11 protein-coding genes and 1 pseudogene are annotated in these 14,693 nt (G+C 64.1%); 7 read left to right on the top strand and 5 right to left on the bottom strand.

Translation table 11 applies throughout. The features are described 5' to 3' along the window. Window positions 1-99 precede the first annotated feature (99 nt). Window positions 100-3,204: a DEAD/DEAH box helicase gene (locus F8237_RS03610; RefSeq protein WP_151642435.1), complete on the bottom strand. Its 3,105-nt coding sequence runs from the start codon at window positions 3,202-3,204 to the stop codon at window positions 100-102. 270 nt (window positions 3,205-3,474) lie between these two features. Next, window positions 3,475-3,735: a hypothetical protein gene (locus tag F8237_RS03620; protein ID WP_151642437.1), complete on the bottom strand. Its 261-nt coding sequence runs from the start codon at window positions 3,733-3,735 to the stop codon at window positions 3,475-3,477. A gap of 113 nt (window positions 3,736-3,848) precedes the next feature. Between F8237_RS03620 and F8237_RS03625 the strand changes: the two genes are divergently transcribed. Then, window positions 3,849-4,580, top strand: a complete 732-nt coding sequence (locus F8237_RS03625) for a DUF3750 domain-containing protein (RefSeq protein ID WP_151642438.1) — start codon at window positions 3,849-3,851, stop codon at window positions 4,578-4,580. 333 nt (window positions 4,581-4,913) lie between these two features. Then, entirely contained in the window at window positions 4,914-6,050 is a 1,137-nt protein-coding gene (locus tag F8237_RS03630) for a GNAT family N-acetyltransferase (RefSeq protein ID WP_151642439.1), read from the top strand. 27 nt (window positions 6,051-6,077) lie between these two features. Here the strand turns inward: F8237_RS03630 and F8237_RS03635 are convergent, their stop codons facing one another. Further along, on the bottom strand, window positions 6,078-7,301 hold the full coding sequence (locus tag F8237_RS03635; RefSeq protein ID WP_151642440.1) for an FAD-dependent oxidoreductase: 1,224 nt from the start codon (window positions 7,299-7,301) through the stop codon (window positions 6,078-6,080). 438 nt (window positions 7,302-7,739) lie between these two features. On the opposite strand from F8237_RS03635, the gene F8237_RS03640 reads away from it, so the two are divergent. The 3 genes from F8237_RS03640 (at window position 7,740) to F8237_RS03650 (ending at window position 12,004) form a co-directional block, all read left to right on the top strand. Continuing rightward, complete coding sequence (locus tag F8237_RS03640) at window positions 7,740-9,086, top strand: lipopolysaccharide biosynthesis protein (protein ID WP_151642441.1); 1,347 nt, start codon at window positions 7,740-7,742, stop codon at window positions 9,084-9,086. A 186-nt stretch (window positions 9,087-9,272) separates the two neighbouring features. Further along, window positions 9,273-10,442 (top strand): glycosyltransferase family 4 protein, encoded by a 1,170-nt coding sequence (locus tag F8237_RS03645; protein ID WP_151642442.1) that lies wholly within the window; start codon window positions 9,273-9,275, stop codon window positions 10,440-10,442. A 29-nt stretch (window positions 10,443-10,471) separates the two neighbouring features. Beyond that, complete coding sequence (locus F8237_RS03650) at window positions 10,472-12,004, top strand: glucosamine inositolphosphorylceramide transferase family protein (RefSeq protein ID WP_151642443.1); 1,533 nt, start codon at window positions 10,472-10,474, stop codon at window positions 12,002-12,004. A gap of 19 nt (window positions 12,005-12,023) precedes the next feature. On the opposite strand, the pseudogene F8237_RS03655 reads toward F8237_RS03650, so the two are convergent. Then, window positions 12,024-12,269 (bottom strand): annotated as a pseudogene (locus tag F8237_RS03655) (SDR family oxidoreductase); the annotation flags it as partial. After that, window positions 12,203-13,186 carry a LysR family transcriptional regulator gene (locus F8237_RS03660; RefSeq protein WP_244626073.1) on the bottom strand — a complete coding sequence of 328 codons (984 nt, stop codon included), beginning with the start codon at window positions 13,184-13,186 and terminating at the stop codon, window positions 12,203-12,205. The pseudogene F8237_RS03655 and the gene F8237_RS03660, both read right to left, overlap by 67 nt. 107 nt (window positions 13,187-13,293) lie before the next feature. On the opposite strand from F8237_RS03660, the gene F8237_RS03665 reads away from it, so the two are divergent. Both F8237_RS03665 and F8237_RS03670 read left to right on the top strand, forming a co-directional pair. Next, entirely contained in the window at window positions 13,294-13,617 is a 324-nt protein-coding gene (locus F8237_RS03665) for a Dabb family protein (protein ID WP_151642444.1), read from the top strand. After that, complete coding sequence (locus F8237_RS03670) at window positions 13,614-14,693, top strand: maleylacetate reductase (protein ID WP_151642445.1); 1,080 nt, start codon at window positions 13,614-13,616, stop codon at window positions 14,691-14,693. The genes F8237_RS03665 and F8237_RS03670 overlap by 4 nt, the downstream gene beginning before the upstream one ends.

The following is a 14,693-nucleotide window of genomic DNA, read 5'->3' on the forward strand; positions in this document are numbered from 1 at the left end:
ACAGTGTTGCCCACTTTCAGGGCGAGATCGTCGGACGGCTGGGCCCTTCAGCCCCTCTCGACGACCACCAAGCGGCGCAAATCGTGCCCCCGCTTCTCCTCACTCGTCCAGAAGATCCATCAGTTCCTCCACCCGGCCGAACGTATCCTCGTGCCCCCCGCCGGCGTAGACCACGCGATCGCCATCGCGCTGGAGCGACCGCGCCCTGGTTTTGCGCAGCCGCCCGGGGAGGAATGTGGCGGCGACGGCCTCAGGTCCGACATCGAGCCTGACGATGCCACGCCGCTTGCAATCGAGCCTGAGTCTCGCTGCGGCGAAGAAATCGTGCGCCTCCGGGGGGAGCTTTCCGAAACGGCGCGAGATCTCCTCCTCCAGATCCACCAGATCGTCTTCGCTCCGGCACCTCGCAGCGCGACCATAGATCTCGAGCCGCATCGCTTCGGATTGCACGTAGCCTTCGGGCAACGTGTCGGCACACGGCAGGTTCAGATCAGGCACCCACAGAAAGGCGCCGGTGTCGTTGGCTCGCTCGGAGGCCAGCTTCAGGAGATGACTGTAGAGCACCGGTCCGAACACCTGAACGTGGCCGGACTGCTGTTCCGAGAACAGGTCGCCGGCGCCCCGAAGATCCAGATCGCGCTCGCTGATGGCGAAGCCCGCGCCCGGCTTGCTGAACTCCTCGAGGACGGCCAGACGCTTCTCGGATTGTTCAGAGGCCGACTCCGTCAGCAAATATGCAAAGGCGCGTGTTCCACCCCGTCCGACCCGTCCTCTGAGCTGATGGAGCTGCGCGAGACCAAACTTCTCGGGCCAGCACACGACGATGGTGTTTGCGCGCGGAATGTCGAGACCGCTCTCCACGATATTTGTCGCGAGGAGAACATCAGCCTCGCCGTTGACGAAACTCATCATGCGCTCGTCGATCTCGTCGACTGGCAATCTGCCATGGAGACAGACGATGCGCAGGTCGGGAGCCACCGATTGCACACGCGCCAGCATCGGCTCCAGATCCTGAATGCGCGGGCAGATCAGAAAACTCTGTCCATTCCGCCTCCGCTCGCGAAGCAATGCGCCGGCGATGGCCGCATCCGACAGCGGGGCGATCTTGGTCACGATCGGAAGCCGGTGAACGGGCGGCGTTGCGATCACGCTGAGATCCCGGAAGCCCGCAAGTCCGGCAGCGAGCGTGCGCGGGATCGGCGTCGCGCTCATCCAGAGCGTATGCGCGCTCTTCGCCAGGCCCGAAAGCTTGGCCTTCTCGGCAGCCCCGAAATGCTGTTCTTCATCGATGATGACGAGACCAAGGTCGGCGAACTTCACATCCTTCGCGGAGAGCGCTTGCGTGCCGACTACGACTTTCAGCTTGCCGCTTCGCAGCCCCTCTTTCGTCTCTCGGGTCTCCGGGCCTGATATGGCCCGCGACAGGTTTCCGACTTCAATGCCGAGAGGACCGAAACGTTTGCGGAAGGTTTCGACGTGCTGCCGCGCCAGGACCGTCGTCGGCACCGCGATCGCCACCTGTTTCCCCGACAACGCCACCGCGGCCGCAGCGCGTAGCGCTACCTCGGTCTTTCCAAATCCGACGTCTCCGCACACCACCCTGTCCATGGGGTGACCTGCCGCCAGATCGTCGAGGACGTCCTGAATGGCCTTGGCCTGGTCGACCGTGGTGAAATACGGAAACCGTGCGACGAACCTCTCATAGGCCTGCCCCGGCGCGACCAGCTTGGGTGCACGGCGACGGTGGCGCTGGCTGATATGCTTGGCGAGCGCCTTGGCGGCAATCTGAATTTCCGCTTCAGCCTCGGTCCGGCGTGCCCACCATGTACTTCCGTCCGCCTTGTCCCGCGTCAGCTTGCCGGGCTCCGCCGCATACGGCCAGATCAGGGCAAGATCGGCCGGCGGCACGAGAACGGCATTGTCCGATGCGAAAGCAAGCCTGACCATCTCGCGCCGCGCCCCCTTGCCCATATCGAAGATCTGCAGGCCGTCGAGCACGGCCAGGCCGCGCTGCAGATGGACCACCGCCGTGCCGCGCCCCGGCACGTCGGGATGATCGAACGCGGTGGTCCAGACCTTCGCCATCGGCTGCGGATGATGAGCCCTGCTGCCGAGCACGTCGGATGCCGTCACGACGACCAGGGGCTTACGGCCGGCCCCGATGAAGCCGGCATCGAAGTCAGCCAGCAGCGCCGTCTCGCGATCGCGTCCCTTGGTCGCCTCGTTCCAATCGGCACAGCGTTCTGCCTTGATGCCGCTCATCCGCTCCATCGCGCGCAGGTCGTCCTCGACCGCCGCAACCAAGAGCAGTTGCGATCCGGCGCTTTGCATATCGGCAACAAACGCGCGAAGGATCTTTCTCGGCGAGGCGGCCTTCGAGAAATCCGGCGTCGGGGTGAAAGCCGACTTTTGCGGCAGCACACTCATGCGCTTCTTCAGCCGCTTCCAGTCCGCCTGTCCCAGATACTCGCGCTCCGCATCCCTGCGGCCGGCTGCCTCCTCGATGGTCCCGAGCCAGCTCTCGGCGTGGGCCAGCACGCCGGCATCCACGATCCACCGCGCACGGCTGCAATAATCCGGCAGCGTCGCCCGCTGTCCGCGCTTGTTTCCAAACGCGATCCGCTCGGACATCGGATCGATCAGCAGTTCCCGGGTCTCGAACAGGACCTCGTGCTCGACCGGATCGACGGCGACGATTCGGCGGAGAGTGCCGTCGGAATGCTCGATCCTGAACGGACCAAGCGCACCGGCTGGAAACACTTCGAACGTCTTGCCGTGGAACAGGACGCCTCCCGGATAATCCGCCTCTTCGTCGAGATCGTAGCCGAGAGCCTCCAGGCGGCGCTCCAGTTCCTGCTCGGAATAGGCTGCGCCCACCTTCAGGCTGAGGCTGGTCTTCGACCAGCTTGCCGGCAGCGGCAGCCGCTCCATGATGGCCTCTGCGGTGGACACCAGGAACACGGGCTTCTTTGTCCTGGCAAGGCGCCTCAGCACCGAGCTCCGCCGGCCCGCGATCTCGCGTGACGGCTCCAGACCGTCGAATGGCAAATTGTTGAGTCGCGGGAACACCAGCGCCTCGACCGACGGATCGAGCGCGTGGATCACGCTCCCCAGCCGCTCCGCCCTGTTCTCGTTGTCGCAGAGGAAGACGAGGCCATCGCTGCCGGACTTGCTCCATTGCGCAAGCAGATGGAGAGCCAGCATGCCGAGAGGCGATGAGGAGGAGATCGCGGGACGCGATGTCGTCTTGCTTTTCGTCTTTATCGCACCCGCCGCGGCGCGGGCTTTCCTTGTGGCCGCCAATTTGTATCCATCATTGTTTCGCAAAAACAGGCGAGCGACGACGAGCCCTCAGTCGAGCTCCGTCCATGACGCGCGCGGGGCCCCGAGGCCCGGGGACGTCATTACAATTTCGCGATCATATTGGAAAGCGGAGACACAAGCCCGGGAAAACGGCCCGAAGGCGCCTGAAGGCTATTGCAGGACCTTTGGCAGCACTACGACCACGTCGACGCTCTGCCTGAGGATTTGCGTCGCGACCACGGCGAGGTGATGCGAGAATTCGTCTTCGATCTCGCTTGCACAGTCTTCGTCCCTGGCGATGGCAAACAGCAGATTGCCGTCGACTTCGTCGAATCGGATGCCGGCGAACAGGCGATCGAACGTCTCGGCGCCCGCGATGGCCGCGATTCGCGCCTGGATAGCCTGATCTTCGACGAGGGACAGTTTCATCATGCGCAATCAGATATAGGCGGACCGCTCGAATGCAAGCGCTGGCACGGCGGGCTGGTCGAACTATATTTGATGATATCGTCCCGCCTGATCCTCGTCCGTCCTTGAGGAAAATCTTGATTCTCTTTCTGCTGCTGATCTTCCTGCCGATAGGACTGTCGGCCGGTCGCTACTTTGTGTTCGGCGATGGCCGCGGCAATTGGCAGACAGCGGATCGATCGAGCGCCGGCCTGCTGCAGCCCGCATCCGCCAGTCCGGAGGCGCTGATCCGGGTCTTTGCGGCGCGCACGGTACGCTGGCGCGGCATTTTCGCCGTTCACACCTGGATCGTCGTCAAGAACAAGGGCGCCGCGACTTACAACCGATACGATTATACGGCATGGGGTGATCCGATCCGCAGCAACGGCTTCGCGCCCGACGGCCGCTGGTTCGGCGCCGTGCCCGAAACCGTCGTGGCGGTCGACGGCACACTCGCCGAAGAGCTGATTCCCAAGATCCGGCACGTCGTCGAAACCTACAGGTTCCGCGCCTATGGCGATTACAGCGCCTGGCCGGGACCGAATTCCAACACCTTCGTGCAGGCGACGTTGGACGCCGTCCCCGAGCTTCGTGCTGTCCTTCCTCCGACTGCCGTCGGAAAGGATTATCCCTACAGCGGACGCTGGGTCGGCATCACCCCGTCCGGCACCGGCCTCTACGCCTCGCTTTCGGGTTACCTCGGAATGACGGTCGGCTGGATCGAGGGGATCGAGGTCAATTTCTTCGGAGCGGTGCTCGGCGTGGACATCCGGCGGCCAGCTCTCAAGCTTCCCGGCATCGGCCGGCTTGGCATAGCGGCTGGCTTCTAGCGCCACCGCCGGCACCCTCACGCCAACACGCCGAACAGATTTCCGAAAACAACCCCATGCACAGTAGAACAGCCACCGGCCGGCTGCCGGCCGTGGCGCGGCCTAAGCTGCGATGAGATCTGTTGAATCCCGGCAGAATTGCCGACGCCGGGTATCACCTGACTCACGTTCCCGAGGGACACCGAATTAACAGTTTAGTAACGATATGGATCTGCCTCGGCTGCGTTAATCCAAATCGCAGCCTGCCGGTGTCTCGACCGCAACGCCCCTGCTATAAACGCAGCGATCCGGCTCGATCGACTTTTCCGGACGATCCCGTTTTCCTGGTCATTCATGAATAAGCCCAGCAATACATTCGATATCGCCATCGAGCAGGCGTTCGATTTTCTGTCTCCCGAATACGCGGAGCTGTTCGCCAGCTCGGCCGCGACCGCGTTTCAGCATCCGCTCTGGCTGGACAGCCTCTACGCCAAACTCGCCTCCCATGCGGGGGCCAGGCCGCTCGTCGTCGTGGTCCGCCGCCGCGCGACGGGGGCGCTGGCGATGGTGCTGCCCCTGCTCCGAATCCGCCGCGGTCCGGTCCGCACCGTCGAATTCGCCGATCTGCGTGTCTCCGACTATCTGGCGCCTGTCTGCAGTCCCGAGGTGTTCTCCAGCCTGCTGGAGGACGAATCTGCATGCGAAGAGATTCGGCGCCTCGTCAGGCCGTTCGACCTGCTGCGCATGACCAAGCTGCCGGACGGACGGCTTCCGATCGAAAGTCTCCTGGGCGCACCGCGCCGGGTGTCGATGGATACGAATGCCTACGCGACCGTGCTCGTCGCCCCGTTCGAACAATGGCGCACGAGCACGCTGGATCGCTCCTATCAGAAAGAGCTCGCAAAGAAATATCGCCAGCTCCAGAAGAAGGGCGCGCTGGACTTTTCATGCTGTGACGGCAGCGCCTCCATTCTCGAAGCGATGGACGCGATGAAGCAGTTTCGTGGCCCTCGGTTTCAGGCCCAGGGCGACGGAGACCTGCTGCAGCGTCCCGAATATTACGACTTCTATTCCGGCATCGCGCTCAGCGGCCTCGGCTCGTTCGTCCGGCTCTATGCCATGAAGATGGACGGCAACGTGATCGCAGCCGTGCTGGGCCTGTGCCACCGCGGCAGCTTCCTCATCATCATGAGCGCCTTCGATATCGCGGGGTACAAGAGCCAATCCCTGGGATCGCTGATGTTCGAGCAGGTCGCGAGGGATTGCATCGAGCGCGGCGATCAGATGCTCGACTTCACCATTGGCGACGAGCCCTACAAGAAATTGTTCGGTGGGCAGCCTTCGCCGATGTGGATGGTGACGCAGGCCGGCAGCACCGCGGGTGCCATCAGCCTGTTCGCGCTGAAACAGGCGCCCTGGCTCAAGCTGGCGGCCAAGCGGCTATCGGATTTCAGGCTCCTGCCGGCCCGCACCCCAACGCCCACGCGGTGATCGGCGGCGGGCAAGAGGGCGCCGAATTCAGGCGCGCAGCACGCCGCGAACCCGTCCAAGCCAGCCCGGATGCATCTGATCGACGCGATGCGTGAGACTGCGCCGCAGGAAATGCAGGCGCCGCCGCACATCCCATCCGATATCGCTGCGGGACGTCAGGGCCTGACGAAAGCGCGCCATCTTCAGCGATCGCTGATCTGCCGCGACCTTGTCGAGATCGGAATAGAACTGCGATATCTTCTCGGTGCCCATGCCCGCGCTTGCGAGCCAACGCGGCGCGTACTCGGTGCAGAGACGATCGACGTCCACCAGCAGGCGGGCGACGCCCGTGCCGGCGGCAGGACAATTGGTCTGGAACGCATCGCCGATGAGGACGATTCCGGGCTGCAGATGTCCTTCCACCACGGTCAGGTCCATCACCCAGTTTTGAACCTTGTCGGTCACGCGGAAGTCGCCGAGATAAGGCCATAGTCCCGGCAGCAGGCGCAGAACGGTCGCCTCTGGTTCGCGGCGCAACTCGCGCATGATCGGATCGGTCGGATCGCGGAACATGAAGAGATTGGCCCGCATGCCCGATGGCACGGGAAACAGGCTGAGATAGTCGATCCCATCGGCCGTTCGCTCGCCATAACAGGTCAGCGCCTCGAAATCGAACGGCGTGCCGTCCTTGCGGGCGATCGTGAAGCCGAATGAAACGGAGTGGCGTTCGGCCAGCACGCGCCGCCTGATGCCGAGCTTGTAGCCGAGCGCGCTCGCCATGCCGGTGGCGAGAACGACCAGGCGTGCGTCCAGGCGTTTTCCGGAGGCAAGCTCGATGTGCTGGACATCGTCGCTGCAGCTGATTGCGGTGACTTCGTCGACGATCAGACTGGACGGATCAGGCAACTGGCTGCGCGCCATCGCCACGAGATTGGCGTAGGGAAGTCCGTAGGCTTGGCCGACGCTGACATCGACCACCTTGCCTTCCCGGATATTGAGCACCTGATCATACCGACAGGCGACGTTCGCGAGCGCATCGAGGAAGCCGAGCTTGCGGAACATCTCCAGCTGCTGGCCGCCGATCTTCTCGACCCGGAATTCGTCCGGATGCACCGCGCGCTTGTCGACGAGAACGACGCGGTGCCCTGCCCGCGCAAGCACGGCAGCGGCAAGCGATCCTGCGAGGCCACCGCCGACGATCGCAATATCGGCGATAATGGTCGCGGTTCCGGCAATATCGCCCGGCTCGGTCACGGCTCTATCCGTCGTCATGATCTGGGCTCCACGGTCAACTGTGGTTCCATGTGCAATTCTCTCGCCTGATGTCGTATCGCAGCGCCGGAGGCGATCATTTCCGAAGATCGAGGTTAATGGGGTGCGGGACAAACCTGTCCCGGCATGCGCCTTGCTCAGAACAGTCTTGAAATCCCGCTCTCTCGTCCGATCGGCCGCGCCAATCCCTTTTCAAGGACCATTCCGATACTGGAACAGCCGCACACCGACCGGCCGCGCCTCCGGACGCGCGTCAGTGCAGCATCGATCCGGGACAGGCGGAACGCAGCTGTTCCATGGTGACGCAGCAACTTGCGACTTTCGTCGACCACAGCTGACTGGCACAACGGAGCGCGCATTAACACTCGCGATTTCCCGGCATGCTAGGTTGGCGCCGTACTTGAAACCGGTATCTTCGGGGGACGCCCCGTATTTTCCATGATCGATTCCATTGTTCAGTTTCTGCGGCGCGACGTGACGCGCGGTGTGGTCGGGACCATCCTGCTCAAGGTTGGCAGCGGCGCACTCGCCTTTGCGTTGTTCTCGCTCGCGGCACGAACGATGACACCGGACGGTTTCGGCATCTTTGCGACCTGGCTTTCGGTAGCGCAGATCGCGGCGGTGGTGGGGCTGGTCGGCCAGGAATCGCTGCTGGTGAGATTCCTGAACGAGTATCAGGTCGGAGACAGGCCCGACCTCACCAAAGGCGTCCTCCTCTCGAGTTTGAAGATCGCCTGCGTCGCGATGCTGATCGCGATCGCCGCAGTCGCACTGATCGCGAATTTCCGGGGCGATTGGTGGCTGCTGATTCTGGCGGTCTCGGCCTACACGGCCGTGAGCGCCGGACTGATGCTTGGCAGCCAGATCGCGCGTTCGCTGGTCAGCATTCTCATGGGGGAAGGCAACCGCGAGCTCTTCTGGCGGGTGATCGTGGTCCTGTTCCTGCTCGCGATGCTGTTCGGCCACAAGCAGCTCGATCCCACCGAGCTGATCGCGGTGATGACGATCGCGATGTCGTTGGGCCTGGTGGCGCAGATCGTTGCGATCGCGCGGGCGCTGCCGGATCTGCGCGGCACGACCGCGCGTTCAGAGCGATCGCGCTGGCGATCGAGCTCGTTTCATTTCTGGGTTGCCTCGATCCTCGAAGTGGCAAACCAGTATTTCGACGTCATTCTGGTCTACTGGATGATGGATCCCGCGACCGCCGGCATCTACTTTGCGGCATCGCGCCTCGCCAACATCTTCGCCATGCTGTCCGCCGCGTTGTACACGTTCGGCGCGCGCCGGCTTCCTTCGCTGTACTTCAGCAAGAACCACCGGGAATTCGAGCGAACGTTGCAGCTGATGGCGGAGGTGACCGCGCTCTGCGTGGCCGCAGGCCTCGCCCTGATCTGGATTGGCGGCCCCTATCTTCTCAATTTATTCGGGCCACATTTCACCGCGCAACACTCCGTCCTGATCGTGCTCGCGATCGGCACGGCCATCCAGGCCGCGGGCGGTCCATCCGCGGCGATCCTGCAGCTGACCGGCCATGAGCGCATCTACGTCCCGGTCGTCGCCGCGAACGTCGCGCTGCGACTGGTCGGGTTTGTCGTCCTGATTCCCTGGCTCGGCGTGCTGGGTGCCGCGATCGCAGCAACCGTGTCGCTGGCCCTCACCACCGTCGCCCTCAACATCCTGTGCCGACGGCGAACCGGGGTCGATCCTTCGGTTCTCGTGCTTCTGCGCTTCTCTGCATGGAAGCGAGGAAGCTACGCGGTCCGCGGCGCAGACTCTGCCGAATAGGCGCGCACACGGCCAATTGGTTAACGAAAGCGCTGCACGCTATCCCGAAATCCGCGCAAAGCCGGCCAATGGGCAGGTTCCGCATTAACTCCGTTTGTCACTAGTCGATGTCTGCCCCGGGCCTGCGTGATAGGTACGGGGTTAAGAAGGTGAAGAATTCGTTTCTTTTTTAGCGGGTCGGAATCCGTGCTCCACTACCAGCCGAACAAGGACGAGACAACCGCGACAGCGCTTGCGCAGCCGAACGGCGGCGAGCGAAAGCTGCACGTGCTTCTCGTCCAGACCCAGGCCGAGAACGCGGGGGCGCAGGAAATCTCGAGACTGCTGGGCGCCGGCCTCTCCGCGCGCGGCCATCGCGTCTCCAACCTGTTTTTCTTCCGCAAATCGGACTCGTTCGACGAGCCGCCGGACACGTTCTACTGCGCGACGAGCCGGCCCGGAAATCCGCTGGCGCTGCTGCGCATGCTGTGGACGCTCGGCGGCCACATCAAGACGATCAGGCCCGACGCCGTCCTGACATTCCAGCATTTTGGCAACGTCATCGGCGCAGGCATGACGCGCCTCGTCAGCCGCGCGCCGGTTGTCGCCAACCAGGTTTCATCCGCGCTGGCGATGAGCTGGCCGGTCCGCACCGCCGACATCGCCATGGGCAGCATCGGCTTCTTCGACCGCATCACGCTCAACTCGAAGGACATGGAGCGCGAATATTCGCGTTACCCTCGGGCCTACCGGTCGCGCATGGTGCATGTCCCGCACGGCTTCGAAGACAAGGCGCTTATCCTGTCGAAGGACGCCGCGCGGCAAAGTTTCAATCTGCCGCCGGACTGCGTCCTGCTCGGATGCGCGGCGAGGCTGCACCCTCACAAACGGCTCGATGCGGCAATACGCCTGTTGCCGGATGAACCATCCTGGCACCTCGCGCTGGCCGGCCAGGGGGCCGACGAGACGCGGCTGAGGCAGCTCGCAGATTCCCTGAAGGTCTCGGACAGATTGCATCTGCTCGGCGAAATCGCTCCGCGTCAGATCGCCGGTTTTCTCGCCTGCCTCGACGTGTTCGTGTTTCCGACGCAGGCCGAAACCTTTGGTCTGGCCGCGGTCGAAGCCGCGAACGCCGGCGTTCCTTCCGTCGTCACGGATCTCCCCATATTGCGCGAGGTTCTGTCCTTCGAAGGAAAGCCGACGGCGCTCTTTGTTGACACATCGGATCAGAAGAAGCTGGCGGCTGCCGTCTCCAGGCTCCTGTCCGACCAAGCACTGAGCGCCGAACTGCAAGACAACGCCAAAGGCCTGAGGTTGCGCTATTCGGTCGACGCGATGGTGGAGGAATACGTTCGAATCCTCGGCCAGGTGATCTGACCCGATGCGCCGGAATGGATTGGCTCGACATGATCATCGAGTTTCGCTGCGAACGTGAACATGCGCGGCGGTGGATGCACCGCGAGACGCTGTCGATCGATGGCCGGGACGTTCCAATTCAGATCGCGTGGACGACGACCACGGAGCCTCGGCCCGCAGGTCTCGACGCGCTGTTCGGGCTCGAGCGCCTGGTGCTGCACAAGGGCAAGCCCGGCGGCGCCGACAGGCTGACGATCATTCCGGAGCAGATGCAGACGCGCACCGGAGCGGCCGACGTGGTCGTCGACTTCACCAGCGCCGCGCGCGATCCGAACAGCGCGGCGAAATTGTATCTGCGCCCGTTGTTCAATGGGACCGCTGGCGAGAACGCCGCGCTCGCCGCCATTCTCGGCGGTGACTTGCCCGTCATCGAGATCGTCAACGAGATCGATGGAGCGGTGCTCGATCGCGGCCACCCCTCCGCGGAAATCGCAGCCAGCCTGAGCGGCGGGCTCGAGACGGTCACGGCGCGAACACTGACCATGGTGGCGGCGATTCTATCCGGAAGGCCACGCATCGTGCCGCAGCTGGCGCGTCCCGCGCGGAGCGGCAACGGGCGTGGACCGGCAGCCTATGTCGTGCGCGGCCTCGCCGTATCGATCGCCAAGGAGATCTATCGCCTCTGCTGCTATGCCCCGCATTGGCACGTCGGATGGCGCTTCAATGATGGCGCCGGCGTCTGGCAGACCGGCGATCTCTCCGGACCCAATTGGAACGTGCTGGGCGATCCCGGAAACCATTTCTACGCCGATCCCTTTCCCATCACCTGGCAGGGGCGAACGTTCGTCTTCTTTGAAGACCTCGATCACCGGGTCGGAAAAGGCATCATCTCGGCGATCGAGTTCGGCGACACCGGACCGGTCCGCGACGTCGTGCCCGTGCTGGAGGAGCCCTGGCATCTCTCCTATCCATTCCTGATCGAGGACGACGGCGAGTTGTGGATGATCCCGGAGAGTTCGCTCCACGGGGACGTCGCGCTCTACAAATGCGTCCGGTTTCCGGACAAATGGGAGCGGCACGCGACGCTGCTCTCCGGCCTCGAGCTCGCCGACGCGACGATCACGCGGCACAACGGGCTGAACTATCTGTTCGGGGCCTGGCGCGACGGAACCGGCGGCTATTCGGATTCGCTGGCGATCTACTACGCCGACCGCCTGCACGGCCCCTGGACGCCCCATGCCAGCACCCCGGTCCTGATCGACCGCGCGAGCACGCGGCCGGCGGGGAATTTCGTCACCATCGACGGCAAATTGTGGCGGCCGGTGCAGGATTGCGCCGACGGATATGGTGCGGCGCTCGCTTTGGCGGAGATCGTCGAACTGTCGCCGACGACGTTCAAGCAGATAGTCCGCCACTCGCTCAAGCCCGGACCGCTGTGGCCGGGCCGAAAGCTGCACACGCTGAACCGCTGCGGCCGGCTCGAGGTGATCGACGGATCGCGGGTCCAACCCAAGACCCGCGCCTTCGCCGGCAAACTCCCAGCGGCGGTCTTGCCGACGCGGACCAGCCCGCGCACGGCCTGAACGACCCAAGCCTCTCGCTTTAGAACTGCACCCCGCGCGTCAGGGCGCCGTCGACGACGAGGTTCGTCCCCGTGATGAAGCTCGCGGCGCGGCTGGCGAGGAAGACGGCGGCGTTGGCCATTTCCTGCGGCGTGCCCATCCGCCCGGTCGGATTGAGTGCCAGCGCGGTCTTGTAGAGCTCGGGATTGTTGTCCTTGATCATGTTCCAGACGCCGCCCTCGAAATAGGTATTGCCCGGCGAGACCGAGTTGGCGCGAATGCCCTTGCCGCGTCGATCCAGATTCCCGGCTCTGAATGTTCTCGGATGTGGCTGACGAGAAAGTCGGAAAACACCCTGATCTTGGCGGGCAGCCGGACGCGGTTCTGATAAGCGATGTTCATGGTGAGCAGCGGCAGCTCCCAACCCATCAGCACGGGCACCAGACGGCCGGCCGCGATATCGCTCTGCACAATGTAAAGCGGCTGGATCAGGATGCCGAGCCCGGCGCGCGCGGCACCGCAGATGATCTGCCCGTCATTGCTGTCGAGCGTCGGTGCGATCCGGATCGTCTGCGTCGTACTGCCCTGGCTCAGCCGCAGCGAATAGGGATCGTTGGCGAGATTGTAGATCAGCATGTTGTGGCGGGCGAGATCGGCGGGATGCTCCGGCCGGCCGTGCTTCTCCAGATAGGACGGGGCAGCCGCGAGCACGCGATGCATCTGGCCGATGCGGCGGACGATGATGTTGGAATCCGGCTCCTGCTCGCGCGTGCGGATCGCCACGTCGATGCCGGCCTCGATGAAGTCCAGATAGCGGTTTGCGCTGATGATCTGCACGCTGAGATCGGGATAGAGCGCGCGGAAGGCCGGCAGCATCGGCGCGAGATAGATCATCGCGAAGGACAGCGAGCTCGTCACCCGCAGCATGCCCTTCGGCGACAGCGCTCGGTCGGAGACGGCGTCTTCGGCTTCGGCCAACTCGTTCAGAAGCGGGCTGCAGCGCTGCAGCAGCTCCTGCCCCGCTTCGGTCAGCCATTGCCGGCGCGTGTTGCGCTCGATCAGCCGGACCGCGAGCCGCTCCTCCAGCGCGCTGAGATGGCGGCTGGCAGCCGCGTTCGACATCCGCAGGGTTTCGGCGGCCTTGGACAGGCTGCCGAGCTCGGCGGTTCTGGAGAAGACTTCGAGTTGGAGCAACCGGTCCATTTTTGCATAAATCGGAAAAGAGACTTACAAATTTTGGTCTTTATTTCCACTTTCCGCAAGGCAAAATAGCGCCAACAAAGCACAATGGCAGGCGAGGAAATCAGGAAATGTCGGGCCCGATCAGGCACATCGTGATGTGGCGGCTGCGCGGGGAGACCCCTGAGGAGCGCGCCGCGGCCCGCTCCAAGGTCAAGACCCTGTTCGAGGGCCTGCGCGGCCGGATCGACGGCCTCACCCACATCGAAGTCGGTGTTGACGTCAGCGACGTCGACTATGCCTGCGATGTCGTTCTGTTCTCCGAATTCACCGACCACGCCGCGCTGGCAGCCTATGCCAATCACCCCGAACATTTGCGCGTCCGCGAGGCGCTGGGCGACTTGCGGATCGGACGCTTCCAGGTCGATTATCCCATCAAAGAGACCGGCGCATGATCGGTTCGTTCACCTTCGAAAACCTGCCCTGCCGCGTCGTGTTCGGCAGCGGAACGCTGGCCTCGGCCAAAGCGGAGGTGGAGCGTCTCGGCGGCAAGCGTGCGCTGGTGCTGACGACGCCGCAGCAGGAAGCCCAGGGCAAGAGCCTCGGCACGGCGCTCGGCTCGCTCTATGCCGGCATCTTTCCTGGCGCCATCATGCACACCCCGGTCGAGGTCACGGAGCGCGCGCTCGCGGCGATGAAGGCGTGCGAGGCTGACTGCGTGGTCGCGCTCGGCGGCGGATCCACGACGGGCCTCGGCAAGGCGCTCGCCTTGCGCACCGGCGTCAACCAGCTCTGCATTCCCACCACCTATGCTGGCTCGGAGATGACGCCGATTCTCGGCCAGACCGAGAACGGTTTGAAGACCACGGTGCGCGATGCGGCCGTGCTGCCGGAGACCGTGATCTACGATGTCGATCTCACCCTGACGCTGCCGGTGGGCCTCGCCGCAACGTCCGGCATCAACGCGATCGCCCATGCGGTGGAAGCGCTCTACGCGCGCGACACCAATCCAGTGACATCGCTGATGGCGGAAGAAGGCATCCGCGCGTTGGCGCGCGCCCTGCCCGCCATCGCGGCCAAAAGTGACGATCGCGAGGCCCGCACCGCGGCGCTCTATGGCGCGTGGCTGTGCGGGGTCTGCCTCGGCACCGTCGGCATGGCGCTGCATCACAAGCTCTGCCACACGCTCGGCGGCACCTTCGATTTGCCGCATGCGGAAACCCACACCATCGTGCTGCCGCATGCGCTCGCGTACAACGCGCCGGCCGTGCCCGATGCGACGGCCCGCATCTCGCGCGCGATCGGCGCAGCCGATGCCTCGCAGGGACTTTTCGACCTCGCGAAGCGGCTGGGCGCCAGGCTGGCCTTGCGCGACATCGGCATGCCCGAGAGCGGCATCGACAAGGCGGCCGATCTCGCCGTCACCAATGCCTACTGGAATCCGCGCCCGCTTGAGCGGGGCGCCATCCGCGACCTCATTGCGCGTGCCTGGGCCGGCGAGCCGCCGGTTGCCATCAAAGCGGCGGCGTGA

Source organism: Bradyrhizobium betae (assembly GCF_008932115.1).
Lineage (GTDB): Bacteria > Pseudomonadota > Alphaproteobacteria > Rhizobiales > Xanthobacteraceae > Bradyrhizobium > Bradyrhizobium betae.

Coding starts and splice junctions, on each gene's coding strand:
- F8237_RS03610 (WP_151642435.1), bottom strand. CDS start 3,204: ATGCTGGCTCTCCATCTGCTTGCGCAATGGAGCAAGTCCGGCAGCGAT.
- F8237_RS03620 (WP_151642437.1), bottom strand. CDS start 3,735: ATGATGAAACTGTCCCTCGTCGAAGATCAGGCTATCCAGGCGCGAATC.
- F8237_RS03630 (WP_151642439.1), top strand. CDS start 4,914: ATGAATAAGCCCAGCAATACATTCGATATCGCCATCGAGCAGGCGTTC.
- F8237_RS03635 (WP_151642440.1), bottom strand. CDS start 7,301: ATGACGACGGATAGAGCCGTGACCGAGCCGGGCGATATTGCCGGAACC.
- F8237_RS03640 (WP_151642441.1), top strand. CDS start 7,740: ATGATCGATTCCATTGTTCAGTTTCTGCGGCGCGACGTGACGCGCGGT.
- F8237_RS03650 (WP_151642443.1), top strand. CDS start 10,472: ATGATCATCGAGTTTCGCTGCGAACGTGAACATGCGCGGCGGTGGATG.
- F8237_RS03660 (WP_244626073.1), bottom strand. CDS start 13,186: ATGGACCGGTTGCTCCAACTCGAAGTCTTCTCCAGAACCGCCGAGCTC.
- F8237_RS03665 (WP_151642444.1), top strand. CDS start 13,294: ATGTCGGGCCCGATCAGGCACATCGTGATGTGGCGGCTGCGCGGGGAG.
- F8237_RS03670 (WP_151642445.1), top strand. CDS start 13,614: ATGATCGGTTCGTTCACCTTCGAAAACCTGCCCTGCCGCGTCGTGTTC.